Origin of the sequence: Streptomyces plumbidurans, from assembly GCF_019857225.1 — a bacterium.
In the GTDB taxonomy this organism is placed as follows: domain Bacteria; phylum Actinomycetota; class Actinomycetes; order Streptomycetales; family Streptomycetaceae; genus Streptomyces; species Streptomyces plumbidurans.
On sequence record NZ_JAFJSY010000043.1, the window covers coordinates 63,427 to 89,341 of the forward strand.

Here is a 25,915-nt window from a genome sequence, read left to right on the forward strand (position 1 = left end):
ACCGCCTTCACGCGCACTGCGGCCGTCGATTTCTGCGCCTACCGTGGTGTGATGGGCATCACATTGGCGGAGAAGGTGCTGATCGTCGGTGGGGTGCTGAACCTCGCCTACGGGGCGCTGCTCGGTTTTCCCATCGTGGTGATCCGCGCGAGAGGCGCAGCTGCCGCGCCGAGGTATCTGATGTCGGCGCACATCAGCACCCTGCTGCACGGAACGGCACTGCTCGGCCTGGTGTGGGCGGCGCGGTTCTCCACCCTGGGAGCGGGGTGGGAGGAGGTGGGCGCCTGGCTGCTCATCGCCTCTTCCACGTTGGTCGCGGCCAAGGACACCTTGAACTGGCTCACCGGTGTTCAGGACGAGTTCGGCGAGAAGGCGAAACCCGCGCTGCTGGGCGCGCTCGCAGCGCTGCCGGAGACGGTGGGCATCGGGATCTTCGTCGTCGGTGTCCTCCAGGCGTTGTGACACCCGGTCGGCGGCCGTCACTCTCGTACGGCGGACCACAGTCGCCTGCCCGCCGCAGGCCACGAGCCGCATCTGCAGCGAGCAGGGGCATCCGCTGAGGCGGACGCCCCTTCGCAGCCGCAGCCTGGGCTCAAGTTGGCCCTCGTGCCCTCGGGTTACTTTCGCCAGAACAGCTCGCGCTACTTTCGCCAGAACAGGTGGTGCGTCACCCCGCTCGGGCTGGGCACGACCTCCAGGTTGAACCGATCGAGCAGCTCATCGGGGGACTCCCAAAGGCGCAGTCCGGAGCCGAGTTTCACCGGCGATACCGCCACATGCATGGTGTCCACGAGGTCGGCCTCGAGGAACTGCCGGATGGTGGTGACCCCGCCGCCGAGCCGGATGTCCTTGCCCTGCGCCGCGTCCCGTGCTCGTTCGAGGACAGCGGCCGGGGTGCCGTCGACGAAGTGGAACGTGGTGTCGGAGAGCGTGAACGACGGGCGCGTGTGGTGGGTCATGACGAACACCGGGGTGCGGAACGGGGGCTCCTCACCCCACCAGCCGCGCCACTCATGGTCCTGCCAGGGCCCGCGCTGGGGCCCGAACTTGTTGCGGCCCATGATCTCGGCACCGATGTTGCGTGCGAAATCTCGGGTGAAGTAGTCGTCGAGGCCCCGGCTCCCGCCGGGATCTGTGCGCATCGGCCAGCTCGCCGTGGCACCGGCCCAGGCGAACAGCTTCTCGGGATGGTCGTAGCCGAACGGTCGCTCGAGACTTTGGTGCTCGCCGGCACCGATGCCATCGCTCGAGACGATGAAGTTCATGACTCTCAGCAGTTGTTCCATGTGTGTCCTCGCCAGTCCTCTTACGTCATCGTGCGGCGAGGTGCCGCACATCATGACGTCGAACGGGATGAGGGCGGATCGACACCGGTCCGCAAAGTTTTCTCGTCGGGCTGTGTGAGTTCGGTCAGCATGGGCTGAAGGCGCGCGGTCAGAGCTGGGTCGGTGCGTTCGAGTTCGCGGACCAGCAAGGCGATGACGGCTTTGAGGGCTCGCCGAAGTTCCGTTTCGTCGAGCGATCGGACGAGAGTCGCTTCCAGCTGTGCGGTCAGGTCGTCCGGCAGCAGGTGCGCCCCTTTGGCGTAGCTGGTGGGGTACCCGAGGCGGAGGCAGGCCAGCGCGATCACCTGTCCGCGAAGAGCGCTGATCCAGTGTTCGGCCTGCAACGACCTGCGTCGTTCGATGCAGACGCGTGCGTGCAGGGCGTGGTGCCAGGCCAGGCCGATCAGGTGATCGCCGACTGGTGGAGCTGAGGGTTCGAGCTGAGTGGTTCGACCGAAGACCGTGCGCCAGGTGGGGCCGAACGGGCCGAAGTCGTCTGCCGGGGTGAAGGCGATGTCGACTTCCAGCCAGCCGGGGAGGAGGAACACGCGGTAGATCGAGGTCCGGGACGGCAGGTCCCAGTGGTGTACGGCGGCGAAGTTCCTGTAGAGCGTTTCGGTCCAGCGGGCCAGGGCCGGAGCGAGCTCACCGCTGACGCCGAACGCCAGATCGATGTCCGACCAGCGATCGCCTTCACCGACTGCTACGGAGCCGGTGATCGCGGCGCCCACGACCTCCGTGTCCGCCTCGGCCAGTGCCAGGAGCTGCCTCCGGACCTGTTCTCGCTGTTGTACATCGAACATTGCACAACCCTATGCGCCGTCCGTGACCAACCTTCCCTGGAGTTCGCCCAGTTACGGCCCGGTGCTGAACCGGCGCTCAGTCTTGGTGTGTCGACCGGACCGTACGGGTGATCCACAGCAGCACCAGCGCCGCGGCCTGAATTCCGGCAACCGCAGTGATCAGTGCAGGGATGGAGACGTCGTACAGAGCCCCGGTCAGGGCGCCGCCGGCCAGCGCTGTGGCCCCCATGATCCCGGCGAAGATGCCGTATGCGGTGGCCCTGCGACCGGTTGGTACGAGGTCGGCGACGGTGGCGCGCAGCGTGGATTCCTGGACCCCGACCGCTGCACCCCACACCAGCGCGCCTACGACAGCGACCCACACCGTGTCGGTGAAGGCAAGGGCCGGAACGGCCGCGGACAACAGCGGCAGGACGACCAGGACTTGGGCGCCGAACCGGTCGTAGAGCCAACCGGTGGCCAGCGCCGCCACCGCGTCCGCGGCCATGGCCGCCGCGTACAGCACCGGCACCATCGCGGTGGGCATCAGGTCGCGGGTGACCAGGTGGTAGGAGAGCACGCCGAAGGTGGCGAACCCGGTCAGGGTCGCGGCGGTGAAGGCCGCGTAGACCCAGAAGTCCCGTGGGAGCTTCGTTTCTTGGGATTCGACGGGGGCGGGGTTGCCGGGTGCCGCCGCGCCCATGGCCGTCTCGTAGGCGATCGGTTCGGGGACTCTGGCGCGGAGCCAGAACAACAGCGCGATGGCGGCCGCGCCGGGCAGGGCGAGTACGCCGAACGCCGGGGCGTAGTCGTCGCCGGTCAGGGCGAGGATGCCCGCCACTGTCAGCGGGCCGAGCAGGGCACCGATCTGGTCCATCGCCTCGTGCACCGCGAACCCGCGGCCTCGTCCGGTGACGGCGGTGGCATGTGAGAGGAGGGTGTCCTTGGCCGGGGAGCGCACCGCCTTGCCGACGCGTTCCGCGATCACCAGGGCGCTTGCCACCCACAGCACACCGGTGAGGCCGAGTACCGGGACGCTGGCCGCGGTCAGCACGTATCCGGCGATCGTCCAGGTCCAGAAGCGGCGGCTGCGGTCGGTCAGTGGTCCCGAGGCCAGCCGTAGTCCGAGCGAGGCGGCCTCGCCTGCCCCGGTGACCACGCCGACCACGGCCGCGGAGGCACCGAGGTGAGCGAGCAGCGGGCCGGTGACGGAACGAGCGCCCTCGTAGACGAAGTCCATCAGCAGGCTGACGACCCCGAACGCCATCACGAACCGCCACGGCGACAGCCCGGGGACAGGGCCGTCCCCCTGCGCGGGCGTCGTGGACGTGGTGCGGGCGGGCTTCACACGGTTCTCCCCTGGGATGTCACGCGTCGGGTGAACGGCGGAGCGCTGTTCCTGTCGCGCTCGCCTCCCCCAGATCGCCGAGCTCACCCCGATCGCCCAGGCGCACCCGGCTCGCACATCCTCCCTCTACATGACGTAGTAGCCAAGAGTCGGGTCATGTGTTGGGCCGGGCGAGGCCGTGGTCGTAGGCGAAGATGACGGCCTGGATGCGGTCGCGAGCGCCGATCTTGGCGAGGACGCGGCCGACGTGCGTCTTGACCGTGGACTCGGCCAGCACGAAGCGAGTGGCGATCTCACTGTTGGTCCAGCCCTTGCCGACGGCTACGAGGATCTCGCGTTCGCGATCGGTGAGGGAGCCGAATCCCGAGTCCTCGGCGGCGTCTGCGCGGTGAGCGGGGACGTAGCGGGCGAACTCGTCCAGGAGGCGGCGGGTGAGGGCGGGCGCGATGACGGCGTCGCCGGAGGCGACCGCCCGGATGCCGGCGAGGAGTTCCTCGGGGCGCGCGTCCTTGAGGAGGAAGCCGCTGGCGCCGGCCCGGATGGCGGCGTGGACGTACTCGTCGAGATCGAAGGTGGTGAGGACGAGGACGCGCGAGCGGCCGCCGGAGGCGACGATACGACGGGTGGCCTCGATGCCGTCCATGCCGGGCATGCGGACGTCCATCAGGACGACGTCCGGGCGTAGTTCGGCGGTCATGCGCACGGCCTCGGCGCCGTGGGCGGCCTCACCGACGACATCGGTCTCGGGGACGGAGTCCAGGAGGATGCGGAAGCCGTAGCGCTGCAGCGGCTGGTCGTCCACGACGAGCACGGTCGTCACCGGGCACCGCCCTGGGGTGCGAGGTCGAGGACGGCCTCGACGCTCCAGCCACCGCCGCCCGCCGGCCCGGCGCTGACAGTTCCGCCGTACATGGCCGCTCGTTCCCGCATGCCCACCAGGCCGTGTCCTTCCTCGTGCGGTCCGGGCTGTGTGGCCGGACCGGTGTCCTGGACCCGGATGGACAGCCGGCTGTCCTCGACGAGGATCGCCAGGTGCACCCGGGTGTCGCTGTCCGCGTGCTTCAGGGTGTTGGTGAGAGCTTCCTGGACGATGCGGTACACCGTCAGCTCCACGCCGCTGTCCAGGGCGTCCACGTCGCCCGAGGTGCGGTAGATGACCTCCAGACCGGCGGCACGCACGTTGGCGCAGAGCGCTTCGATGTCCGCGATGCCGGGCTGCGGTCTGAGTTCGGGTGCCACACCGGAGCGGTCCGGCGACTCGCGCAGTACGCCCAGCACGCGGCGCAGCTCGCTGAGGGCCTGGCGGCCGGTGTCGCCGATGAGTTGCAGGGCTTCCTTGCCGCGTTCGGGTGCGAGGTCGGTGGCGTATCTGCCGGCGTCGGCGAGGGTGATGATGACGGAGAGGTTGTGGCCGACGATGTCATGCATCTCGCGGGCGACCCGGGTGCGTTCGGTGGCCGCGGCCAGCCTGCTGCGCTGGTCGCGCTCGATCTCCAGCCGGGCCGCCCGGTCGCGCAGAACGGCGAGCTGGGCCCGGCGGATCCGTACCATCAGGCCGAGCGCGAGAGCGGCGGTCGCCGTGCTCAGCAGGAAGAACAGCGCGTCCCAGACGGACACGGCCGACGACGCGCGTACCGCCACCAGCACCATGCCGGCCGCCATGGCCCCGCATGCCCACGGCAGCTGCCGCAACCGCCCGTGCAGGGCCAGGCTGTACAGGGCGATGAAGAGGGCGATGTCCGCGCGCAACGCCGCGTTCAGAGACCACTGCAGGACGAACACCGCGGCGATGACGCCGAAGGCCGCCGCGGGCCTTCGCCGCCGCCACAGCAGGGGCAGTACGAGTCCGGCCTGCAGTGCCAGCATTTCCGTGACAGGCAGATGGGGGAACGCCAGCCGGAAGCGACGCGGGCCGTCCCCGTCGTCGACGCCGCCGTGGAACAGGTCGGGCAGGCAGAACATCAGGAAGACCAGGACCACCACCCCGGTGTCGAGCACCCACGGATGGGCCCGGTCGGCCTGCCGCAGCCGCTGGCCGCCCCGGGTGAGCCGGGCGACCAGCGGTCCCATTCCGCTGAGGTCATCGGTGGTCACGGACGTCACCTGTCCAATAGTGACGGTGTCAGACGTCGCTGCGCACGAGCCGGTACGCCGCTCCGCCCAGCGCCAGCGCCGTCCAGCAGAGGAAGACCAGCAGCCCGGCACCCGGCGACAGGGTCGTGGAGTCGTGGGTCAGCGCGAACAGCGACTGCCCGGCGTTGGACGGCAGATAGGGGCTGATGTTGTCCTGCCAGGAGCTCGGCAGCAGCGAGATCAGTCCGGGGATCAGCATGAGGGCGGCCACCAGTACCGAGATGCCGCCGGCCACCGACCGCAGGAGCGCGCCCAAGGCCGTACCGATCACGCCGACCAGACCGAGGTAGAGCCCAGCACCCAGCAGGCTGCGCAGGACTCCGGCGTGCGAGAGGCCCATGGCCGCGGGCGTGCCCGAGACGATCCCGCTGCCGATCAGGAAGGCGACGAACGCCCCTACGGTGCTCACCGCCAGCGCGACCAGCCCGAACACTCCTGCTTTGGACCACAGCACCGGCAGGCGGCGAGGCACCGCGGCGAGCGTCGAGCGGATCATGCCGGTGGAGTACTCCCCCGCGGTGACCAGCACGCCGAGCACGCCCAGGGCCAGCTGGGCGAAGTTCGTCCCGAATAGGGACAGGCTCACGGCCGTCGAGTCGGCGAAGTCAGGGTCCATGTGGCCGGAGTTGATCCCCGACTTGTAGCGACTCGCGGCGATCAGGCCGAACGCCACCAGGAACAGCAGGGCGAGGCCCAGGGTGATCCAGGTCGAGCGGAGGGACCACAGTTTGGCCCACTCGGAGGCGAGCACGCGCCGTCCTGTCACCCGGTAGGCGGGACGGGCGGGGATGGGCGTGACTTCCTCGGCGGTTGTGGTGAGGGTGCTCATGCGGGCCTCCCGAGGCTCTCGAGTCCGGTCGTGGAACCGTGGTACTCCACGGCATCCCTGGTCAGGTCCATGAACGCCGTCTCCAGAGAGACCGTCCGCGCGCTCAGCTCGAACAGCGCGATCCCGTGCTCCGCCGCCTTCAGCCCGACCTCACGTGCGGTCAGCCCGGTCACCTGCAGTTCCTCGGAGCCGATCCGGCCGGTGACCTCGACGCCCGGTCCGGCCAGCACGTCCCGGAGCCGCGCCGGGTCCTGCGTCGCGACCGTGACCGTGTCGCCGCCTGCCTTGCGGATCAGGTCTCCCACGGTCGTGTCGGCCAGCAGCCGTCCGCGCCCCACGATGATCAGGTGGTCCGCCACGAGAGCCATCTCGCTCATCAGGTGCGAGGACACGAACACCGTGCGGCCCTCGTCGGCGAGCGCCTGGAGCAGGTTGCGGATCCAGAGCACGCCCTCCGGGTCCAGCCCGTTGACCGGTTCGTCCAGCATCACGGTCTGCGGATCGCCCAGGAGCGCCGCGGCGATGCCCAGCCGCTGGCCCATTCCGAGGGAGAAGGCGCCGGCCCGCTGGTTCGCCACGCTGCCCAGCCCGGCGAGATCGATGACCTCGTCGACCCGGCTGCGCGGGATGCCGTGCGTGAGCGCGAGGGCCCGGAGGTGGTTGTACGCGGAGCGGCCCGGGTGGATCGACTTTGCCTCCAGCAGGGCGCCCACTTCCTGCAGCGGTGCCTGATGGCGGGCGTAGTGGCGTCCGTTGACGGTGACGGAGCCGCTCGTGGGGGCGTCAAGGCCCACGATCATGCGCATCGTCGTGGACTTGCCCGCGCCGTTGGGTCCCAGAAAGCCGGTCACCGTGCCGGGCTTCACCACGAAGTCCAGCCCGTCGACGGCCGTCTTCTCGCCGTACCGCTTGGTCAACTGCCGTGAGTCGATCATCCGTGCTCTCCCTGTCGGGTCCGGCGTCCATCGCCGCCTCACCGGCCACGCTAAGCGCCGGATCACCCCGATCCCGTGGTACCGGGAGGCTGAACCACCGGGGCGGTGTAGTACCGCGGTACTACGCCGCTGCCTGCGGTGACGGCACGTGTCGCGCTGCCTTTCGCCGGGCGGGCGAGCCACTGTTCCGCGCGTGGCCAGGACCACGGTGACCAAGAGCGGGACGTGGACGCCGATCGTGGTCACCGGATCACGGCCCGTCCTCGTCGTGTCCGGCGTCCTGCCCGCCCAGAAGGCGCTGCAGCAACTGCTCGTCCTCCGGCGAGAGTTCGGACACGAAGCGGGACAGCACGGCCGCTCGATCCGAGCCGCGCTCCAGCAGGCTGTGCATCCGTACGGCGGTATCGGCGGCCTCGTCCCGGACGGGTGCGTAGGCGTAGCCGCGGTCGGCGGGCTGCCGTACGAGCATGCCCTTGGCGTGCAGACGGGAAAGGATCGTCAGCACTGTCGTGTAGGCGAGGTTCCCGGGCAGCTGTTCCAGGACCTGACGTCCGGTCAGCGGCCCGTCCGCGGCCCACAGGGCTCCGAGGACGGCGCTCTCCAGCTCCCCGCGCGCCCGCCTGCCGGCCGCTGCACCGCCTTCGCCGCTGTTCCGGTCGCGCACCGTGCACCGCCTTTCGACACGACGGCCCAGCGTAGCGGGATCTACTACGGCTTGTAGGAAGCGGGACGGGTCTCCTCCCCCGACCGGCTTGTCGCGACACCGCGCAGGCCCTGCAGGGGTGGCCGATCGCCGGGCACGGGACCCGGCAAGCGGCGCGTCCACCCGTGACCGGACCGGATCAGGGACCTTCCTCGCCTTGGGCGACCTCGACCGCGTGATGAAAGTCGATGACGCCGGCCGCCCCCGCGGCGACGGAGAAGAGCGCGCAGACCACAAGGAGGAACGCGGTGGGGCGCGTCGCTCGCGAGCGTCTCCCGGCGGGGGCGAGGAGGGCCGCGACTCGTTGTGGGACCGGACCGGTGGTCGCCGCGGGCGCGAAGTCCGGGCGGCTGGAGGGGGAGGCGTTGCCCGCGAGGGCGGCGCGTGCGATGGCAGTGGCGATCAGACGGCGATTTCCGATGACGCCGGCGGCGGCCTCGTCGGCGGCCCGCTCGGCGGCGAGCCGGATGTCGTCGCGCGCTCGGCGCAGGGCCGGGTGGCAGTGGGCGGCGAGTTCGGCGGCGGCGAGGAAGTAGTGGTGGCCCGCCCGGTTGTGGGCACGTTCATGGGCGAAGAGCGCCTCGCGCTCGACCGGTCCCAGACTGCGCAGCATCGCGGTGGTGACGACGATGCGGTGGGGTCGTCCGGGCAGGGCATAGGCGTCCGCGTGGGGCGAGTCGACGACGCAGAGGTCACCGGCTGCCGGACGGCGGTCGGCCTGCGTCCGGGCGGCGCGGAAAGCGCGGGCCTGCCGGAGGGCCGAGCGCACGAGAGTCAGGACGCTGAGGGTGAGCACCCCGGTGGCCGCCGTCGCCGCGGGAACAACGACGTAGTCGGAAGGTGTGCGCAGCGGGTGGATGAGTTCACCCAGGGTGGCGAAGGCGGGGAGCTTGAGCAGTCCGGTCAGGACCAGGGCTCCGAGAGCGGCGACGCAGGCTCCCGCCAAGGCCAGGGCCGATGCGGTCAGGACCCACAGGGCGGTGGCGGGGGCGAGACGGTCGAGGGTCCGCCGGGCCAGCGTCGGCGCGAGGAAGGGAAGGATCAGCGGGACGAGCAGTACGGCGGTCATCGCTCGTCACCGTCCAGGAGCTGGCGCAGGATCTGCTCGTCGCCCGGATTGAGCTGGGCGACGAAGCGGGCCAGAACCGTCTCCCGGTCGCTGTCCCGGTCGAGTTCGCTGTGCATTCGTCGGGCCGTCAGGCCGGGAGCGTCCTGCACGGGGAAGTAGACGTACCCACGCCCCTGCCGCTCACGGCTGACGATGCCCTTCTCGTGCAGACGGGTCAGGATCGTCGCCACCGTCGTGCGCGCCAGGCCGGTGCCGAGTTCGGTCTGTACCCGCCCGGGCGTGAGCGGGATTCCTGCGGCCCACAGTGCCGCCATGACGGCCGCTTCGAGCTCACCGGCGGGCCGCCTCTCATCACGCGAGTCGGTCATGGGAACTTCCCTCACTCCACGATCGTCTACAGTTGCGTAGACCGTCTACAGGATTGTAGTCGCTTGTCGGATGCCTTCGCCGCGGCGCATCCGGCGGTCCGGACGAACCACGAAGGGGCTTTCGACGATGACCACAGCCATGCACCTATCGTCGCAGCTCGCTGTCAATGTGCTGGACGCACGCTCACTGCTGTCCGCCTTCGGCGTGCTGGGCGTGGGCGTGGCGCTGTTCGCCGAGACCGGACTGCTGATCGGCTTCTTCCTGCCGGGCGACTCGCTCCTCTTCACGGCCGGCCTGCTGTGCACCGGCACCGCCGACCGCGGCCTGAAGCTGTCGCTCGGCCCGCTTCTGGTCGCCGCTGCGGTGGGGGCCCTGGCGGGCTCGCAGTGCGGATATCTCCTCGGCCGAAGAGCAGGCGGCGCCCTGCTCGCCCGAAGCCGCTCGGCCCGCCTGCACGAGGGCGCGAAACGCGCGGAGGAACTGCTGGAGCGCTACGGGCACGCGAAGGCGATCGTGCTCGCCCGCTTCGTCCCGGTCGTTCGCACGGTCCTGAATCCGATGGCAGGCGCCTTGCGGGTGCCGATAGGAACGTTCTCCCTCTGGCAGGTCACCGGCGGGCTGGTGTGGAGCCTGGGTCTCACGCTGGCGGGCTACGCGCTGGGCTCCTCCGTGCCGAACGTGGACCGGTATCTGCTCCCGATGGTCGCGGTGATCGTGATCCTGTCCCTGATCCCGCTCGCCTCGGAGATATACCGCTCGCGGCAGGCGGCGAGGGCGAAGGAGGCGCAGGGATGACGGCCGCCTTCGACGGGTCGTCCATCGACGGCTCCGCCTACACCGCCGTGGTCCACCTCGCCGACCATTCTCCCACGTGGCTGGACGACACGGTGTCGGCGTGGTCGACCTACGGTCTCGCCCTGTTCGCGGTGCTCATGACCATCGGCTGGTGGGGCGCCCGTCGGGTGGGCGCCACCGCGTCGTTGACGGCGCTGGCGGTGCCCTTCGTCGTGGTCGTGGGCTACGGAGTCGATGCCGCGCTGAAGCTGCTGGTGCGTGAGGACCGGCCCTGCCAGAGCCTGCGGGTGTCCACCCTGGAGGCATGTCCGGCGCCGGGTGACTGGTCCTTCCCCAGCAACCACGCGGCCGTCGCCGCAGCCGCGGCCGTCGCCCTGCTGTACGTCTCCCGCCGACTCGGCGCCGTTGCCACGGTGGCCGCCGTAACGATCGCCGCCTCGCGGGTCTGGGTCGGCGCGCACTACCCCCACGACGTCGTGGCAGGGATCGTGGTGGGTGCCCTCACCGCCCTGCTCGCCATGCCGGTGTCACGCGCCCGGGCGGACGCCCTGGCCGGGAGACTCACCGCCACCCGGCTACGCCCCCTGCTGGTGGCGTCATGAAGCGCGGCGACGTCCCCGAACTGGCCGGCAGTTGCGGTATCGGAGCATGGACGGCGTTCGGCGTGCTGACCATGGTCGTCGTGGGCCATGACGGCAAGCCGCTGTTCGCGGACCACCGCGTTCTCACGTGGTCCGTCGGCCACCGGCCGGACGTGGCAGTGGCATTCGCCCACGGCCTGACCGCCACAGGGACGGGTGTCGTCCCGTACGTGCTGGCGGTGCTCGCCGGCATCATCGCGGGACGGACCCTCCGGCAGCGTGCGCTGGCCCTCGCGCTCTGTCTGGCCTGTCTCGGAGTGGGCCAGGCGCTGCGGTACGGCGTGATGGCACTCGTCACTCGGCCACGGCCACCCCAGACGGACTGGGCCACCCATGCCTCGGGCTGGGCCTTCCCGTCCGGACACACCACGACTGCTGCCCTCACGGCGGGACTGCTGATAGTCGCGGTCTGCGTGCGCGGTCTCCGCGGCAAGACTCCGCTCGCCCTGGCCATCGGCTGCTGGGGCGCCCTGGTCGGGCTGACCCGTCCCTACCTCGGCGTGCACTGGTTCACGGACGTGGTCGGCGGCTGGCTGTTCGCCCTCGGCTGGCTGGGGGTGTGCCTGGGCACGGTGGCCCGCTGGCTGCCCGAACGTTGGACCGCCGGCACCACGCAATCGGGCGCAGTGCAGGGCGGGGCCGGGGCGGCGGAATCAGCGGAACCGGCGGGCGGCCGGGGCGACAGGACGAGGACGTGCGGGCCGAGGGAGGGCCGCGCGGCAGACCCTCCCGGTCGTCGATGACGAACACGTTCTTCGTGACGCGCTGGTGAGGGGACTAGTGCTGCGGCCGTAGATCGCCGGTGAGACGTCCCACCGAAGCCGTAGATCGCTGATGAGGCGTCCGATCGACCTCGCCTACGGGTGCGTGTCCGTGATCGCGATGACCTCGTCGAGGCGGTCCAGAGCGGCCTGCAGGTCGTCGACCTTGGCTTGGATGCGGTCGCGCTCGGCGCGCAGCATGGCTCGTTGATCGGCGTCGGTGTGCCCGGAGTCCCAGCACGGAAGGAGTTCCGCGATCCTTCGGCTGGTCAGGCCGGCGGCGAACATCTGCTGGAAGAAGCGCACCAGGGTGACGGCGTCCTGCCGGTAGAGGCGCTGGCCGGACGGGCTGCGCTCGGAGATGAGCAGCCCCTGCTGCTCGTAGTAGCGCACGGCGCGTGTCGAGACGCCAGCGGCCCGCGCCACCTCGCCGATGCGGACGAGCCGACCGGCCGCGGTCTCTGTGACGGTCATGGTGATGCCCCTCACCCCGGTCCTGACGACCAGCACTTGCCTTTGACGTTAACGTCAGGTTTTAGCGTACCGGTCATGGACATCAACAACTCAGTCGCCCTTGTCACCGGAGCCAATCGCGGCCTGGGCCGCGCCTTCGCCCAGCGTCTGCTCGAACGGGGCGCGCGCAAGGTCTACGCGACGGCCCGCCGACCGGAGTCCGTGGACCTGCCCGGGGTCGAGGTGCTGTCCCTCGACATCACCGATCCCGCATCCGTGCAGGCCGCCGCCGAGGCCGCCCCGGACGTCTCGCTGCTCGTCAACAACGCCGGGATCCAGACGGGGACCGACCTGGTGACCGGTTCGCTGGACGCGGTGCGGCACGAGATGGAGACCAACATGTTCGGCCACCTGGGAATGATCCGGGAGTTCGCGCCGGCGCTCGCCAGGAACGGCGGGGGTGCGATCGTCAACGTCCTCTCCGCCATGTCGTGGTTCGGGGGCAAGGGCGCAGGCGCCTACCACCTGACCAAGGCCGCCGCATGGGCCATGACCAACAGCGTCCGCCCGGAGCTCGCCGAGCAGGGCACGCTCGTAACGGCGGTGCATCTCGGCCTGGCCGACACCGACATGGCCGTGGGCTGGCCCGTGGACAAGATCGCCCCGTCCGACCTGGCCGACACGGCGCTCGACGGTGTCGAAGCGGGCTCCGCCGAAGTCCTCGCCGACCAGTGGAGTCGGGACGTCAAGTCCCGGCTGCCGCTGACACCGGAAGAGTTCAACGCCGCGATGGATCGCGCGATGGCGGCGTTGACGGCGGCCTGAGGCCGCAGTTGTGGAACTGCACGTTGTGGCGTCGCGTCGGCGGTAGTGGCAGGCAGTCGCGGGCGCGGGCCCGGTGTCGGCGACGCCATGGGGACCAGCGCAGGCCGCGGGCTGAGGCGGCCGTACTTCGTCTTCACACACCAGGACCACCGGTGGCCGCACCCGTCGCCCCCCCAGCCGAATACCCGGATTGGATAATTCCTGCCAACCATTCCCGCCAGCCTTCGCCAGCCGGGTGCGATCATTCCATTAACGCATCGCTTGTCGGCAGATTGCGGCTTCCGAAGGAAGCGTCCTTTTGTCCGTACGTGTCGTTACACTCACGGTACGCGCAAGTACGTAGCATGCCGCGTGATCCTGATCCAGAGATCCCAACGCGCGGAGGCGTAAATGTTCAAGGGTTTCAAGAACTTCTTGATGCGCGGCGATGTCATCGTCCTAGCCGTAGGCCTGATTGTCGCTCTGGCTTTCAGCACCTTGATCAAGTCATTCACCGATTTCGTGATCAATCCCATCATTGCCCGCGCCCAAGGAAGTAATTCCGCAGGATTGGGATGGCAACTCGGTCAAGGCGGCAACAAGGCCACGTACCTGGATATCGGTTCTTTCATCTCGGCAGTCATCTATTTCATCATCTTCATGGCTGTCGTCTACTTCCTCATCGTCGTGCCCTACAAGCACTACTCAGCACGACGCGGGGCGGTGGTCTTCGGTGAGCCGGGGCCGGTCAAGACGTGCCCTGCCTGCCTTTCCGAGGACCTGGCCGCCGCTGCCACCAAGTGCCGCCACTGCGGCACCGAGCAGCCGCCGGTCGCGGGAGTGTAGGTCCAGCATTGGATCCGACAGGCACGCATCCTCATCGGCCGTAGTAGGCGTGATCACCGATAGCGAATCCGCCCGACAACGGCAACGGCACCCTGGCCGACCGTCGCCCCATCTGCCATCATGGGCGAAACGGAACGTCGCTCCGCCGTAGTGCGGAATATCATTCCGCTTTGCAGGGGGCCATCAGGGAGGGAGCAGCGCGGTGACCGACGGTGGCAAGGGTCCGGGAAGCTCGGCGCAGTCGAAGCGCAAGGACGCCCGCCGCAACCAGCAGACCCTGCTGGACGCGGCCGCCGCGGTCTTCGTCGCCTCGGGCGTGGACGCGCCAGTACGCGACATCGCGGCCAAGGCGGGCGTCGGGGTGGGCACGATCTACCGCCACTTCCCCACCCGTGCGGATCTCGTCATCGCCGTTTACCGCCACCAGGTCGACGCCTGCGCCGAGGCCGGCCCGGCACTGCTGGCAGCCGGCCCGACACCCCACGCCGCCTTGGCGCGCTGGGTCGATCTCTTCGTCGACTTCCTGGTCACCAAGCACGGCCTGGCCGCCGCGATGCAGGGGGACGCCGCCGGCTTCGAGAAACTCCACGCCTATTTCCTCGACCGCCTCCTGCCCGTGTGCGCCCAACTCCTCGACGCCGCGGCCGCCTCAGGCGAGATCCAGTCCGACCTCGACGCCTATCACCTCATGCGCGGCATCGGAAACCTCTGCATCGGCGCCGAGAACGACCCCCAGTACGAGGCACGCCGACTGGTCGCGCTCCTCGTCGCAGGACTGCGCCAGCCGCGCCTCTGACGCCAGCCGGTCAGGACGTTGACCACCGACGTCCCGTCTATGGCCTTTTCGCCGACCTTTTCGCCAGACCAGTTCGAGCCGCTGATCTCTTGCCGGCCTGACTTCTACCGACCCACGACTACGAGGTGCGCAACTCAAGCTTGGCGCGCCCGGTCCTCTTCCTGCTCAACCCCTTCCGGCACTTTCCGGACGTAGGAGTTGCGGTAATTGGCGGGCCGACCCTCGACGTCGACCGGCTGCAGCCTGCGGAGCGGTCGTCCGCCGTCGACGTCGAGCAGGACGGAGTGCTGCTCCCCTTCCGTGAAGAGGTGTCCCTCACCCCACTGCCTCAGTGCCACGAGAATCGTGAAGAGATCGGCACCCTTCTCGGTGAGCGCGTACTCGTGGTACGCCGTGCCGTCCGAGGCTGGGCGGGTCTCGAGAACGCCTTGTGCGACGAGGGTGCGCAACCGCTCGGTGAGGATGTTCCGCGCGAGACCGAGGCTGCGCTGCAGTGCTCCGAATCGGCAGATCCCGTCGAACACGTCGCGGATGATCAGCAGCGACCAACGGTCCCCGATCACGTCCACCGCACGGGCGACCGGGCACGGCGCCTTCGCGAGAGCCACCTTCGACGCTCCCATCAGTTCTCCTGTCTGCCCGCTGGAGCAAGCCGTTCCGAAGTGGTTGCAAAACTAGACCACTCATCATACTCTCCATCCACCTGGTCTTGTTTTGAAACCAGCTGGCGCCTCCAGCCATCACCGGGCGAGCTGTCGAAGCAGCCACCGTCAAACCAGCTGCCACACCAGCCATGGCCACACCAGCCATGGCCAAACCCGCCATCGCCGCCCACCAGCCATCGCCGACCAGCCATCAAGGAGTGACTGATGTCCAACGAAGTGGCCGAGACCCACCACGCCCGCGCTCGCGTGAGCCCGGCCAGGGTCGCCGTCGTTCAGTTCGAGCCGCAGGTCGGACTGGAGAACCTCAAGGCCAATGCGACTGCGGTCGAACAGCGTCTGAACGCCGCCGGTGAGTCCGGTGCAAACCTGGTCGTCCTGCCCGAACTGGCAACGACCGGCTACGTGTTCGAGACCCGAGAGGAGGCCTTCGCCCACTCCGAGACGATCCCGGACGGACCGTCGCTGCAGCTGTTCGAGCGACTCGCCGCGCAGCACGGCATGTATGTCGTCGGCTGCATCGTCGAGCGAGACGGTGAACGGCTCTACGACACGGCTGTGCTGGTAGGACCCGACGGCTATGTCGGCCGCTACCGCAAGACGCATCTGTGGAACACCGAGAAGCTGTGGTTCACGCCCGGTGACGAGGGATTCAAGGTCTTCGACACCCGGATCGGGCGCATCGGTTTGCTGGTGTGCTGGGACATCTGGTTCCCGGAAACCGCCCGGATCGTCTCTCAGATGGGCGCCGACATCATCTGCATCCCGACCGGCTGGGTGTGGACCCCGCCGCCGCTCTACGACGCGAGCGGCGTGTGCATGGCCGCCCACCTCACGATCACGGCGGCGCACGTCAACAACGTCTTCATCGCCACGGCGGACCGCACCGGACAGGAGCGCGGGGCGGGCTTCATGGGCAACTCGCTCATCGCGAGTACCAACGGGTGGCCGATCGATCGCATAGCCGGTCCCGACGAGGACACGATCATCTACGCCGACGTGGACCTCACCGCGACGAGGACGGCGCCGATCTGGAACGAGCTCAACGACCTGCACCGGGACCGGCGGACAGACCTCTACGACCAGATGCTCGGCTACCGCGGCGCCCCGCCGCTGCCACGGTGACGGCATGAGTGGCGTCGTCGACCCGACGAAACCTACGTACGGGTCTGCGCTGCGGACCCTCGTGACGCTTACGTTCGTCGTCCTGGCGTGCGTAACCGTCTGGGCCTTGGCGGGCGGGCACAGCTGGGAAGGCGACTACGGCGACCTTTCGGGGTTGGCCCGGTGGGTGCTCGCCGCGTTCTCCGAACCGCAGTTCTACGCCGTCGGATCAGCGGGAGCTCTCCTGCTTGCCGGTGGCCTGGTCGGCCACATCGCGCACCGCCGCGGCTGGTACCTGCAGGGCTTCGTCCAGGCTTGCGGGACCGGGATCTGGCCTTCGGTCGCCGGCTCCGCGCTGCTCAGCGTCGTACTCGGCGCCCTGGTGTGGGGTGGGACGCTGGCGGGCGGAACGTGGCAGCCGCTGTTCGTGCCACTCGCCTCGGTCGCCCCGGCGGTGGTCGCCCTCTACGGGCCTGGCCGTCGGGTGTTTGTCACCGGTGCCGTTTCCGGGGCGCTGCTTGCCCCTCCGGCGGCAATCGGGCTGGTCAGATGGGTCTGCCAACCGCTCGACCTGCCACCGGTCGTCGGTGCGACGGGCGGCATGGCACTGGCCGCGACGGTGACGTTCCTGATCTGCCCCCAGCTTCGTTGGATGCCCGAGCCGTGGGCATGGCGATCCGAGGCCCCTGCCGCGCCGGCCTCCGGTCGGCGGGCGGCACAGCAGGGGCCCGTATGGGTACTCCGCCGTGCGTTGGCCGACCTGTCCGAAGCGCAGTTCTTCGGCAACGAGTGGGCGAGTGCGGCACTCATCGTCGGGGCACTTCTCGCGTACGCGACGTCGCCTCAGTCACTGGCCTACGGTTCGGGCCTGTTCGTGACCATCCTCGTCGGACAGTTCATGTCGACCCTCACCGGCGTATTCGTCTGGCGGCACCGCTGGCTGGCAGCCGGCTTCTACCCGACCTTCGTACCAGCCGCGTCCCTCGTACCGGCCACGGTCCTCACCTACGACGGCGCACTGCTGCCGACCCTGGTCGCGGCCCTCGCCGGAGCGCTCATCGCTCCCCCGACCGCCGCGGCGATCTCGGGCCGCCTCCCGGTCGGGTTTCACCCCTTCGTGGGCAACGTCGCCGCCATGAGCATCTGTACGGCGCTGATCGTGCCCCAGCTCTCCGTACTTCCAGGAGTCAAGCAATGAGCAGCCTCGTCACCACACCCTTCACCATCTCCGAATTGGGGCGCGTGCTCCGTCAAGGGACGACGTCTTCGGTCCAACTGGTCCGTGATGCGCTGCACCGTATCGAGGACCGCAACCCGGCCGTGAACGCCTTCGTCCTGGTCGACACGGCCGGCGCACTGGCCGCCGCCGAGCAGGCGGACGCAGCCCTCGCCGCCGGACGCGATCTCGGACCGCTGCACGGCATACCCGTAGCGGTGAAAGACCTCATCGACATCGCGGGGCTGCCGACGACATGCGGATCAGCGTCGTCCTTCGGCACGCAACGGGCCGACCAGGACGCGGAGATCGTCACCCGGCTACGGCGAGCGGGCGCCGTGATCGTCGGGAAGACGACCCTGCACGAGTTCGCCTACGGTGCGACCGGCGACCGTTCGGTCCATGGTCCGTCCAGAAACCCGGTCAACCCTCAACACATGTCCGGCGGCAGCAGCGGCGGCAGTGCAGCCGCGGTCGCCGCCGGAATGGTGCCGCTCGCTCTGGGCACCGATACGGCGGGATCGGTACGGGTGCCGGCCGCCCTGTGCGGCGTGGTCGGCTTCAAGCCGGCCTTCGGCGCGCTTCCTGTGAGCGGGGTCTATGCGCTGGCGCCGACGCTCGATCACGTCGGCCTGTTCACGGCGACCAGTCATGACGCCCTGCTGGCGTCTCGCGCCCTCACCGTCGGACCCACAGAGCACAAGCTCATGTCGGCAAGTGACTTCTCTGTGCGCGATGTTGCCGTCGCGTGGCTGGCGCCCGACGAGATCGCGCCCACCGATCCACGGGTCACCCAGGTCGTACATGGCTCCTTGACACACAACGGAGTTGACCCAGCAGTCGCCCCCCACACACACTCCGGAGTACTGGGCGACACCGCCGACCTGTTCCGGACGTTCTCGACATTGCAGGGGCGCGAGGCATTCGCCGTTCACGAGGCTCATCTCAACGGCGAGGAGTCACTGATCGACCCTGACGTCCTCGCCCGGCTTCGCCGCGGCCAATCGGTCAGCGACGAGCAGTACGCGGCGGCCGATCGTGCACGAGGCCAATTCCGCGACCGTGTACTGCACTTGCTCGAAAAGCATCCGGTCCTCGCCATGCCGACCGTTCCGGTGACCGCCCCGCACATCGACCAGCGAACGGTGCGGCTCGGCGACACAACCATCGACACCCGCGCAGCTCTGCTCTCACTGACCAGCCCGTGGAACATGGCGGGTGTTCCCGCGCTGAGCGTGCCAGTTGGGCACATTGACGGGCTGCCGGTAGGGCTCCAGCTGATCACCAACACAGGCGACGAGGAACTGCTCTTCGAAATCGCCGCCAGGGTCGAGAACCGCTCCGCAGCAATGTCGCGCTGAAGACCCACAGACACTCCCACAGACACTAACGAGAGACCCCCACCCATGCCATCCATCCAGATCGACCTGCCGGTCGACGCTTCGGTGGCCTCCAAAGCCTTGAAGCAAGAACTCGCGAGACGTGTGGGACGGATCTACGCCGACCACATGAAGGTCAATGCCGACCTACTCACCGTTTCTGTCCACGCTCTCGGAGATGGCGGCGTCTGGCGTTGCCATGAGGATACGGACCCCACGCCGTCCGCACTCATCATGTGCGACATCCGAAGCGGCCGTACGCGCGAGACCCGGGCAGCGCTCGCACAGTCACTGATCGACACCTGCGTCGACCTGTTCCAGCTCGACAGTCTGTGGATCAAGGTCGAGTTCACGCAACACACGGGGGACGAGATGTACCACCCGCATCTCAGCGGCTTCAACAAGGACTGGACAGGCGACGAACGCACCTGATCCAGGGGCAGGCGGGGGCGCAGTCACATCCTGTCGTCGCTGCCGAACGGTGGGCGGTTCTCTGCGCGTTGGGAACCGCCCATCAACTCCAACCATGGCCGTATTGAACTCCGACGGCGCTTCACGCGCGCCTGACGGCCAGCGAGTTCCTGACGGCCTCCAGACCGGTGGCGTGCGAGACAACGGGCTCGTAGCCGAGTTCGGCCACGGCCTTGTCCGTCTGCAGGGTGCACTGCTGCCCGAGGAACCACCGGGCGGGAACGGGGACTTCGCGGACGGCGGTCTCGGCGTCCATGTCGGGGATCGGGGCACCGACGCCGTAGATCTCGAACTGGGTCTCCAGGAACTCGCGGAGGGTGACACGGTGCTGGTCGGTGACGAAGTAGGCCTGACCCGGTCGGCCGCGCTGCCATCCGAGCATGAGCCCCTGGACGGCGTTGTCGACGAACGTGACGTCAGTTGTGTGCCGGCCTCCGTCGATCCAGGCGAACTGCCCGGCCTTCGCCGCCTCCGCCAAGCCTTCGACGAGGATGCTGCCGGGCCCCCAGACAAACCTCGGGCGAATCGACACTGTGGCGAAGTCCGCGGTGTTCGCGTCGAGCACGATCTTCTCGGCCACGGCCTTCACCGCGCAGTAGGCGGCTTCCGAGTCGGGGCGCAGCGGCGCGGTCTCGTCCACGTCCACGAGCGGCTCACCGGCGAGGAGCGCGGCTTCGCTCCCGCAGTGGACGAACCGGGGGACGTGCGCATGGCGGGCCACGTCTACGGCTGCCTGGGTACCGCGGACCGTCACCAACTCGTGGCGCTCACGATCAGCGTTGATGTCCGTCTCCGCAGCGAGATGGAACATCACGTCGCTGCCCGCCACGCCGTTGAGCCACGTCGTCGGGTCGGTCAACTCGCCCCGAACAGGCTCGGCCCCCAGCGCCGACACCTTCGCGGCCGATGCCTCACTGCGGACCAGAACGCCCACTGAATGCCCCTCTTCGAGGAGCCTGCGCACCAATACCCTGCCGATGAACCCCGAACCGCCCGTGACGAATGCTCGTGCCATGAAACTCTCCTCCGTCGAGATTGGCCTTCTCGCCGGCTTCGGGGCGAGAAGGACTCACGGGTGAAGCAGTCCCCAGCCACGACCCATTCCCTCGAAAAGATTCATTGATTGACGGTCTGCGATAAAATTGCCGAATGCCTTCTCTTCGGGCGCTGGAGTGCCTTGTCGCGGTCGCGGACTCCGGGTCGGTCACACATGCGGCACGGTTGCTTCATTCGTCGCAACCGGCGGTCTCCCACCAACTCGCGGCGCTGGAACGCGAGGTAGGAACGGTGCTGCTCCACCGCGAACCAAGGGGAGTCAAGCTCACTGCTGCCGGGCGCGCCGCCGTCGCGGATGCCAGACGAGCGATCGAGGCGGCTGCCTCCGCGGTACGGTCGGCCCGCGCCGTCGGCGAAGCGACAGGGGGATCGCTGCGGTTGGCTTGCGCGCAGAGCCTCGTCTCCGTACTCGCGCCGGTCGTTCGTGAGTGGCACCACCGTTACCCCACGGTGACGATCACAGTGCGTGAGTCCACCTCGGCAGAAGAGATTCACGGCTTCATTGACGCCGACGAAGTGGACGTGGTGCTGATGCCCGCTCCAGTGCCCGACCGCTTCACGGCCACCGTGGTCGCGGACGAGGAAATTGTGCTGGCGGCACCAACGGACCACCCTCTCGCCGGCCGGCCCGTCGTCCACATAAAGGATCTCGATGGTGTGCGCCTTGTCCACTTCGCTCCGGACAACGGCCTCGGCGCGTGGCTCGACCGGTCCTTCACCAAGGCCAAAGTCCGCCCGGAACCTGTGATGCGGACGTCGGTGACTGTCGCAGCCCCGCAACTCGCGGCCGCCGGCCTGGGGGTCGCGGTATGCCCGGTGAGCGCGATCAGCGCCGGTTTCCCGGGCGCGGTCCGGTCGTTCTCACCAGACTGGGTCAGGCAACTGGTGGCGGTCACCTCCACCACAGCCGACCCGCTCGCCGCGCGGTTCATCGCCGACATGCGCAGACACGGCGTGCACGTGCCCCACGACGTGCGCACTCAACTGGGAGGGGACAACTCGACTCCTGCGAAGGCGCGGCCGTCCTCCTGAGGATCACCCCGCCGAGGCGGCAGGCGACCGGTCGTTCGCCGGCGACAAACAGCGGGGGCCGAGAGCGTTATAGAGGCAGCCCGCTCAATCCGCAGGGTCCGGAGGCCAGGGTCCCAGTGTCGGCAAGAGAGGGTCAGTCGAGGTCAGACTGGCGTCGACCTCGCGTCCGGCCATCCAGGCCGCGAGGTCACGTGTGGGACCAGCGACCTCAACTGGTCTGCCAACGCCCAGAGTTCGGGCAAAAGCCGCGTCCGTGGCGCGCAGGATGAGCTGCGTGCCGGTCGGCGTGCGCGCGGACAGGAAATCCAGAGTGTGCAGGGCGAAGTCCACTGACCAATCACGAGGGCGGTAGCCGACGTTGAGGTCTACGGCATGAATCTCGGCTTCGCGCCACCTTGCCAGCGCAGTGTCCACGACCGTGGCACGACGGAAACGGACAGGGCGTCGCCAATCGCCTTCCGTCAAGCGACTCCACGTCTGTTCCAGAGCCCGCTGGGCCAGGTCCAGTTCCTCGTACAACTCCCCCAAGGGCCGAGCGGCTCCCGAGTCGATCGACCGGTCACGCTCCGCCTGGCCGCCGTCGTACATGTCGACCATCTCGCCGTGCATGGCTGCACGTGCCTGCCGCTCGAAGGCACGGGCGTTGTCAGAGAGGTGCTGCACGACGTGCCCACGGCTCCAGCCCGGGAGGGCAGAGGCGGCGTCTTTTTGCTGGTCATCGAGCCGCTCGACGAGCCCAAGCAACCGCGCATGCGCCAGCGAGACCCGGAGCACCACTTCGTCAACGCACGGAATCATTTCGCTGGTTCCATACCCAATACGACCAGAGCAAGATTGTCCTTGTCCATCGCGTCCCCCTCGATTTCCTTGGGCGCCAGGAAAACTCGGCCATCTTCCACGATGATGTCCGCCATCGAGGGATCCTGCACCTCGGGACCCGTCTGCGTATCGAGTCCGAAAAGCAGGTACGGAGTTTGCTCTGCCGTCCTGGGGTCGATGCTGATGACGGCGGAGAGTCCCACGTCGATACCGCTCTCGCGATACGCCAGGAGTTTGTCTCCGCTCATCCTCAGGGGGTAGATCGGCGATGCGGCTCTCCCCTCGAACTTGCGCACAGTTTTTCCCGTCGCCAAGTCGAACGAAATGATCCAGTTGGAGCCTTGGTCCACTTCGATGGAGTCTTTGCTTGCGACGAAGAGTTGTTCGCGTCCGACGACGAGTGCGTCGCAGCGCTCTATTACGCCGTATTCTTGACGCGAGCACATGGGGTCGTACGAATCCTGCATCGGGATCGTGGCGCGATGCCTGCCTTGACCATCCAGCGTAATTAGGTCGGTGACCTTGTCATCGCCTGCCGCGACGGCAAGTACCGGAGGATCGGAGGATGGTACGTACACGCTCTCGATGCCGCGACTGACTCGGTAGGTCCATTTCGGCTTTCCCGTGTGCGGATCGACTTTCTGGACCTTATAGGTGGGGTCACCGTCTTCTTCGCAGTTGACCAGCGCGAGCAGAGCACGTCCGCCCGCGAAGCCTATGTCACGGCAGGCAGACGCACCCGTGCTCGCCCAAAGCCGCCGCCCGTGGTCCATGGTGTACGCCGCCGAGCCGTCGCCCCACGCCACGGCCACGGTACCGCGGGTCATGGTCACGTTCGTGTTGAATACAGTTGCTGATTGGGCTCGGGGAAGTTTCGCCGTCCAAATCCTCTCCCCCGTGTCAATATCGAAAAAGATCACCTCGTCGCAGCCGTCGAGCGCAGGAGCGCCGTCTTCTGTGTGCGCCGGCTCCGACTGGGCGACAACAGCCGTTTCACCGTCGTTGGTTACGTGCTGTGTCGTCGCGCAGATATGTCCCTTGAGTTTGAACGTCCACGCTTTGTCGCCCGTCCGAACGTCGACACCGGTGACGGTACCGGTGCCGATTCCCCTGGCGACTATCTTTGCGGTGGCCCAAGTGCCGGGCGCCTTATGCGTCTCGTACTTCTTGTATCCGCCTTCGTACCACTGGGCGCCCGTCTGGCCCTCCGGGTTTCGTCGAATCTTCTCGACGGTCTCCCGTATGCCGTCCGGCGACTGCACCACTCTTCGTTCATTCGAAGTGGAACGGGAATGACCGCTCGGCCACAGCATCCATCCCCCGATACTGAGGAGGACGGCCAAGAGGCCAGTAAAAGCACACCAAATCTTGCTACGGCGCAGCTTTCGCTGTTGCGCTGTGCGCGTCGATTGGGTGAAGACTGAGGGCGGCGGCCCGAAAGACATAGTGCGCGGATCCCGATCTCTTCCAGTTCACTGATTTCACCGAATTCGCCGCTACTCGCGCACACGGGAGACCCGAGTAACAGGCCACGCACATCAGACCATGGGGCGGTGAGCCGCAAGCCACGCCTGTCGTAAATACGTCACGTACGGTCCGCAATCGGCGGATGTGTGGTCAGATGGGCAGCTGCTGGGTTCGGACCCTGCGGCACCTAGCGATAGCACGGAAGGCAAAACATGACTGCTGAATATCTGCAACGCGGCGTCGTGACGCGCAACGCTCGCCCAGAGGACTATGACGTAATCGTGCGCGTGATAGACGGATGGTGGGGGCGACCGGTGACCGGGCTGCTCAACCGGCTTTATCTGAACCATTTCTGCGACACGAGTCTCATCGCTGAGAGCGAGGACGGCGAACTCGCCGGATTCGTCATCGGCTTCATGTCTCCATCACGGTCGAGCGAGGCTTACATCCACTTCACCGGGGTGGCTCCGAATATGCGGCGCTCCGGGCTGGCTCGATCCCTGTACGAGCAGTTCTTCGCCATCGCGCGCAAAGAAGGCCGTACGACCGTCAAGGCCGTAACCTCGCCGCACAACAGCCGATCCATCCTCTTTCATACAGCCATGGGTTTCGACTGCTCTGAACCGATGATCGGCTACGACGGTCCGGACCAGGACCGCGTAGTGTTTTCCCGGTCTCTATGACAGTCGCCTTCAGCCGTCAGACGAACCTCTCATGTCTCATGCGCCCGCCCGCGCCCGCGCCCGGCGATCAGTACGCCACGCCGCGCATCAGTCCCTCAAGGTCGCGTTCACCGGCCCGTGTCTGCGCCCCGCCCCGCAGACCCCTGCTGATCAGGCGTTGAGCGGTCGGCAGGCTGACCGTAGAAGCCCAGGCGTCGTTCTCACGCAGGAGCCCTTCCTTGAAGTCATCGGCGGGCAGCGCGAGCTTGGCTGCTTCGATGACGCCGGCAGGCAGTTCGGCGATGTTACGGGCGATACGGTCGACGTACTCATCGAGCTCGTCCGCCGGCAGGGCCCGGTTGATCCAGCCGTAAGAGGCTGCGGTCTCGGCATCGAACAATTCGGCGGTGAGGACCACTTCCAGGGCGCGGTTGCGACCCACGCGGTCCCGGAGGTACTGCGTTCCGCCTCCGCCCGGAACGATTCCCATGAGTGCTTCGATCTGACCCAGTCCGGCAGTCTCGACAGCGGCGAAGGCCATGTCGGCTGCGGCCACGAATTCCGCCCCTCCCCCGCGGGCCTTTCCGGCGAGCTTCACGATGGTCACCTGGGGCTGGTGGCGGATCAGCTCGCTCAACGCCTGGAACACGTTGACGTCCGCCGGTGCGGAGGCGGCGAGTTCCTGAAGGGCGTCCATCTCTTCCGCGATGTGCATGTCCACGTGAGCAATGAAGAATTCCGGGTCGGCGCTTGAAAAGACGATCACGCGGACCGATGGATCGTCCTTGAGGGCGTCGAGTACCGTCCGGAGCTCGCGCATCATCGTTATTCCGAGCGCGTTGACCGGGGGGTTGTCGAGGACGATCCGGGCGACGCCGTGTTCGCTGCTCACGCGCAGGGTCGAGTAGGCATCGTTCGTCATAAGGTTCTCCATCGGTTACTCCTGGGCATGTAGGTTTGCAATGCATACCTACCGTCGGCGACGGCACCCAGACGGTCAAGAACGCACTTTGGGAGCACCTAGGATCATGAAGGACACCGGTCTGCACGGCGTTGACGCCGAAACACGGATGGTTTTCCGGGCGGACTGCCCCAGCCGGCCGATCCTCGACCAGATAGCGGACAAGTGGTCGATGATGGTGATGGCGCTGCTGGAGCGACCCACCCGGTTCAATGAACTGAAACGAAGCCTGGAGGGCATCACGCAACGTGTCCTCACCCAGACACTGCGCCGCCTCGAACGCAACGGCATGATTCACCGCACGGTGCTGCCGACCTCACCGGTCGGCGTCGAATACTCACTCACACCCCTGGGCGAGTCACTGCGCGAGCCCTTCGGGCACCTCTACGACTGGACCGTCGAGCACAGCGAAGAGATCCAGAGCAGCCAGCGGGCGTACGACGCCAGGGTGGACGCCTGACCAACGCACAACCACTCCTCCAAAGATATCAACCCCA

General features: G+C 67.9%; 30 protein-coding genes. 14 read left to right on the top strand and 16 right to left on the bottom strand.

The genetic code is table 11. From position 1 onward, the window contains the following. Positions 1 to 51 precede the first annotated feature (51 nt). A complete protein-coding gene (locus JYK17_RS25710; RefSeq protein WP_128800843.1) occupies positions 52 to 462 on the top strand; it encodes a hypothetical protein in 411 nt (136 codons plus the stop codon). A gap of 179 nt (positions 463 to 641) precedes the next feature. Here the strand turns inward: JYK17_RS25710 and JYK17_RS25715 are convergent, their stop codons facing one another. From JYK17_RS25715 to JYK17_RS25760, 10 genes are all read right to left on the bottom strand, one after another. Beyond that, complete coding sequence (locus tag JYK17_RS25715; protein WP_128800844.1) at positions 642 to 1,286, bottom strand: dihydrofolate reductase family protein; 645 nt, start codon at positions 1,284 to 1,286, stop codon at positions 642 to 644. A 50-nt stretch (positions 1,287 to 1,336) separates the two neighbouring features. Further along, on the bottom strand, positions 1,337 to 2,056 hold the full coding sequence (locus tag JYK17_RS25720) for a hypothetical protein (protein WP_222811272.1): 720 nt from the start codon (positions 2,054 to 2,056) through the stop codon (positions 1,337 to 1,339). A 148-nt stretch (positions 2,057 to 2,204) separates the two neighbouring features. Beyond that, positions 2,205 to 3,455: an MFS transporter gene (locus JYK17_RS25725; RefSeq protein ID WP_234548378.1), complete on the bottom strand. Its 1,251-nt coding sequence runs from the start codon at positions 3,453 to 3,455 to the stop codon at positions 2,205 to 2,207. 154 nt (positions 3,456 to 3,609) lie between these two features. Continuing rightward, positions 3,610 to 4,275, bottom strand: a complete 666-nt coding sequence (locus tag JYK17_RS25730) for a response regulator (protein WP_108015198.1) — start codon at positions 4,273 to 4,275, stop codon at positions 3,610 to 3,612. Then, the gene (locus JYK17_RS25735; protein WP_164932095.1) at positions 4,272 to 5,549 is read right to left on the bottom strand and encodes a sensor histidine kinase; all 1,278 of its coding nucleotides are present in this window, start codon (positions 5,547 to 5,549) and stop codon (positions 4,272 to 4,274) included. The genes JYK17_RS25730 and JYK17_RS25735 overlap by 4 nt, the downstream gene beginning before the upstream one ends. A 28-nt stretch (positions 5,550 to 5,577) precedes the next feature. Beyond that, positions 5,578 to 6,417, bottom strand: coding sequence for a hypothetical protein (locus JYK17_RS25740; protein ID WP_108015196.1), 840 nt, complete (start codon positions 6,415 to 6,417; stop codon positions 5,578 to 5,580). Further along, a complete protein-coding gene (locus JYK17_RS25745) occupies positions 6,414 to 7,352 on the bottom strand; it encodes an ATP-binding cassette domain-containing protein (protein ID WP_108015195.1) in 939 nt (312 codons plus the stop codon). The genes JYK17_RS25740 and JYK17_RS25745 overlap by 4 nt, the downstream gene beginning before the upstream one ends. Positions 7,353 to 7,602: 250 nt before the next feature. Next, on the bottom strand, positions 7,603 to 8,016 hold the full coding sequence (locus JYK17_RS25750; RefSeq protein WP_222811273.1) for a BlaI/MecI/CopY family transcriptional regulator: 414 nt from the start codon (positions 8,014 to 8,016) through the stop codon (positions 7,603 to 7,605). Positions 8,017 to 8,194: 178 nt separating this feature from the next. Next, the gene (locus tag JYK17_RS25755) at positions 8,195 to 9,124 is read right to left on the bottom strand and encodes a M48 family metalloprotease (protein ID WP_108015193.1); all 930 of its coding nucleotides are present in this window, start codon (positions 9,122 to 9,124) and stop codon (positions 8,195 to 8,197) included. Next, positions 9,121 to 9,492, bottom strand: coding sequence for a BlaI/MecI/CopY family transcriptional regulator (locus JYK17_RS25760; RefSeq protein WP_108015192.1), 372 nt, complete (start codon positions 9,490 to 9,492; stop codon positions 9,121 to 9,123). The genes JYK17_RS25755 and JYK17_RS25760 overlap by 4 nt, the downstream gene beginning before the upstream one ends. 127 nt (positions 9,493 to 9,619) lie before the next feature. Between JYK17_RS25760 and JYK17_RS25765 the strand changes: the two genes are divergently transcribed. Genes JYK17_RS25765 through JYK17_RS25775 form a run of 3 tightly spaced genes read left to right on the top strand, consistent with a single transcriptional unit; the run spans position 9,620 to position 11,672 of the window. After that, positions 9,620 to 10,288, top strand: coding sequence for a DedA family protein (locus tag JYK17_RS25765; RefSeq protein ID WP_108015191.1), 669 nt, complete (start codon positions 9,620 to 9,622; stop codon positions 10,286 to 10,288). Beyond that, positions 10,285 to 10,890 carry a phosphatase PAP2 family protein gene (locus JYK17_RS25770; RefSeq protein WP_222811274.1) on the top strand — a complete coding sequence of 202 codons (606 nt, stop codon included), beginning with the start codon at positions 10,285 to 10,287 and terminating at the stop codon, positions 10,888 to 10,890. The genes JYK17_RS25765 and JYK17_RS25770 overlap by 4 nt, the downstream gene beginning before the upstream one ends. Next, positions 10,887 to 11,672: a phosphatase PAP2 family protein gene (locus tag JYK17_RS25775; RefSeq protein ID WP_108015189.1), complete on the top strand. Its 786-nt coding sequence runs from the start codon at positions 10,887 to 10,889 to the stop codon at positions 11,670 to 11,672. The genes JYK17_RS25770 and JYK17_RS25775 overlap by 4 nt, the downstream gene beginning before the upstream one ends. A 114-nt stretch (positions 11,673 to 11,786) precedes the next feature. On the opposite strand, the gene JYK17_RS25780 is transcribed toward JYK17_RS25775, so the two are convergent. Beyond that, complete coding sequence (locus JYK17_RS25780; RefSeq protein WP_108015305.1) at positions 11,787 to 12,164, bottom strand: MerR family transcriptional regulator; 378 nt, start codon at positions 12,162 to 12,164, stop codon at positions 11,787 to 11,789. Between the two features lie 75 nt (positions 12,165 to 12,239). Between JYK17_RS25780 and JYK17_RS25785 the strand changes: the two genes are divergently transcribed. The 3 genes from JYK17_RS25785 (at position 12,240) to JYK17_RS25795 (ending at position 14,589) form a co-directional block, all read left to right on the top strand. Then, positions 12,240 to 12,968, top strand: a complete 729-nt coding sequence (locus JYK17_RS25785; protein WP_128800848.1) for an SDR family oxidoreductase — start codon at positions 12,240 to 12,242, stop codon at positions 12,966 to 12,968. A gap of 390 nt (positions 12,969 to 13,358) precedes the next feature. Beyond that, positions 13,359 to 13,793, top strand: coding sequence for an MscL family protein (locus JYK17_RS25790; RefSeq protein ID WP_108015187.1), 435 nt, complete (start codon positions 13,359 to 13,361; stop codon positions 13,791 to 13,793). Positions 13,794 to 13,995: 202 nt separating this feature from the next. Beyond that, the gene (locus JYK17_RS25795) at positions 13,996 to 14,589 is read left to right on the top strand and encodes a TetR/AcrR family transcriptional regulator (protein ID WP_108015186.1); all 594 of its coding nucleotides are present in this window, start codon (positions 13,996 to 13,998) and stop codon (positions 14,587 to 14,589) included. 134 nt (positions 14,590 to 14,723) lie between these two features. Here the strand turns inward: JYK17_RS25795 and JYK17_RS25800 are convergent, their stop codons facing one another. After that, complete coding sequence (locus tag JYK17_RS25800; RefSeq protein WP_108015185.1) at positions 14,724 to 15,212, bottom strand: winged helix-turn-helix transcriptional regulator; 489 nt, start codon at positions 15,210 to 15,212, stop codon at positions 14,724 to 14,726. Positions 15,213 to 15,458: 246 nt separating this feature from the next. On the opposite strand from JYK17_RS25800, the gene JYK17_RS25805 reads away from it, so the two are divergent. Genes JYK17_RS25805 through JYK17_RS25820 form a run of 4 tightly spaced genes read left to right on the top strand, consistent with a single transcriptional unit; the run spans position 15,459 to position 19,382 of the window. After that, positions 15,459 to 16,376, top strand: a complete 918-nt coding sequence (locus JYK17_RS25805) for a nitrilase family protein (protein WP_108015184.1) — start codon at positions 15,459 to 15,461, stop codon at positions 16,374 to 16,376. Positions 16,377 to 16,380: 4 nt separating this feature from the next. Next, on the top strand, positions 16,381 to 17,553 hold the full coding sequence (locus tag JYK17_RS25810; protein ID WP_222811275.1) for a hypothetical protein: 1,173 nt from the start codon (positions 16,381 to 16,383) through the stop codon (positions 17,551 to 17,553). Next, positions 17,550 to 18,932: an amidase gene (locus JYK17_RS25815; RefSeq protein WP_222811276.1), complete on the top strand. Its 1,383-nt coding sequence runs from the start codon at positions 17,550 to 17,552 to the stop codon at positions 18,930 to 18,932. The genes JYK17_RS25810 and JYK17_RS25815 overlap by 4 nt, the downstream gene beginning before the upstream one ends. 45 nt (positions 18,933 to 18,977) lie before the next feature. Further along, complete coding sequence (locus tag JYK17_RS25820) at positions 18,978 to 19,382, top strand: tautomerase (protein WP_128800851.1); 405 nt, start codon at positions 18,978 to 18,980, stop codon at positions 19,380 to 19,382. Between the two features lie 121 nt (positions 19,383 to 19,503). Here JYK17_RS25820 and JYK17_RS25825 read toward each other — a convergent pair whose 3' ends face one another. Further along, entirely contained in the window at positions 19,504 to 20,436 is a 933-nt protein-coding gene (locus tag JYK17_RS25825; protein ID WP_222811277.1) for an NAD-dependent epimerase/dehydratase family protein, read from the bottom strand. 134 nt (positions 20,437 to 20,570) lie between these two features. On the opposite strand from JYK17_RS25825, the gene JYK17_RS25830 reads away from it, so the two are divergent. Further along, positions 20,571 to 21,509 (top strand): LysR family transcriptional regulator, encoded by a 939-nt coding sequence (locus JYK17_RS25830; protein WP_222811278.1) that lies wholly within the window; start codon positions 20,571 to 20,573, stop codon positions 21,507 to 21,509. 84 nt (positions 21,510 to 21,593) lie between these two features. On the opposite strand, the gene JYK17_RS25835 is transcribed toward JYK17_RS25830, so the two are convergent. Together JYK17_RS25835 and JYK17_RS25840 are read right to left on the bottom strand one after the other, a co-directional pair. Further along, positions 21,594 to 22,307 carry a maleylpyruvate isomerase family mycothiol-dependent enzyme gene (locus JYK17_RS25835; protein ID WP_181362627.1) on the bottom strand — a complete coding sequence of 238 codons (714 nt, stop codon included), beginning with the start codon at positions 22,305 to 22,307 and terminating at the stop codon, positions 21,594 to 21,596. Beyond that, positions 22,304 to 23,593, bottom strand: coding sequence for an outer membrane protein assembly factor BamB family protein (locus tag JYK17_RS25840; RefSeq protein WP_222811279.1), 1,290 nt, complete (start codon positions 23,591 to 23,593; stop codon positions 22,304 to 22,306). The genes JYK17_RS25835 and JYK17_RS25840 overlap by 4 nt, the downstream gene beginning before the upstream one ends. Before the next feature lie 414 nt (positions 23,594 to 24,007). Here JYK17_RS25840 and JYK17_RS25845 point away from each other — a divergent pair, with 414 nt between their 5' ends. Continuing rightward, positions 24,008 to 24,478 (top strand): GNAT family N-acetyltransferase, encoded by a 471-nt coding sequence (locus JYK17_RS25845; RefSeq protein ID WP_108015177.1) that lies wholly within the window; start codon positions 24,008 to 24,010, stop codon positions 24,476 to 24,478. Positions 24,479 to 24,545: 67 nt separating this feature from the next. Here JYK17_RS25845 and JYK17_RS25850 read toward each other — a convergent pair whose 3' ends face one another. Next, a complete protein-coding gene (locus JYK17_RS25850; protein ID WP_241662240.1) occupies positions 24,546 to 25,391 on the bottom strand; it encodes an enoyl-CoA hydratase/isomerase family protein in 846 nt (281 codons plus the stop codon). Between the two features lie 94 nt (positions 25,392 to 25,485). Here JYK17_RS25850 and JYK17_RS25855 point away from each other — a divergent pair, with 94 nt between their 5' ends. After that, a complete protein-coding gene (locus JYK17_RS25855; RefSeq protein WP_108015175.1) occupies positions 25,486 to 25,878 on the top strand; it encodes a winged helix-turn-helix transcriptional regulator in 393 nt (130 codons plus the stop codon). Positions 25,879 to 25,915: the final 37 nt, after the last annotated feature.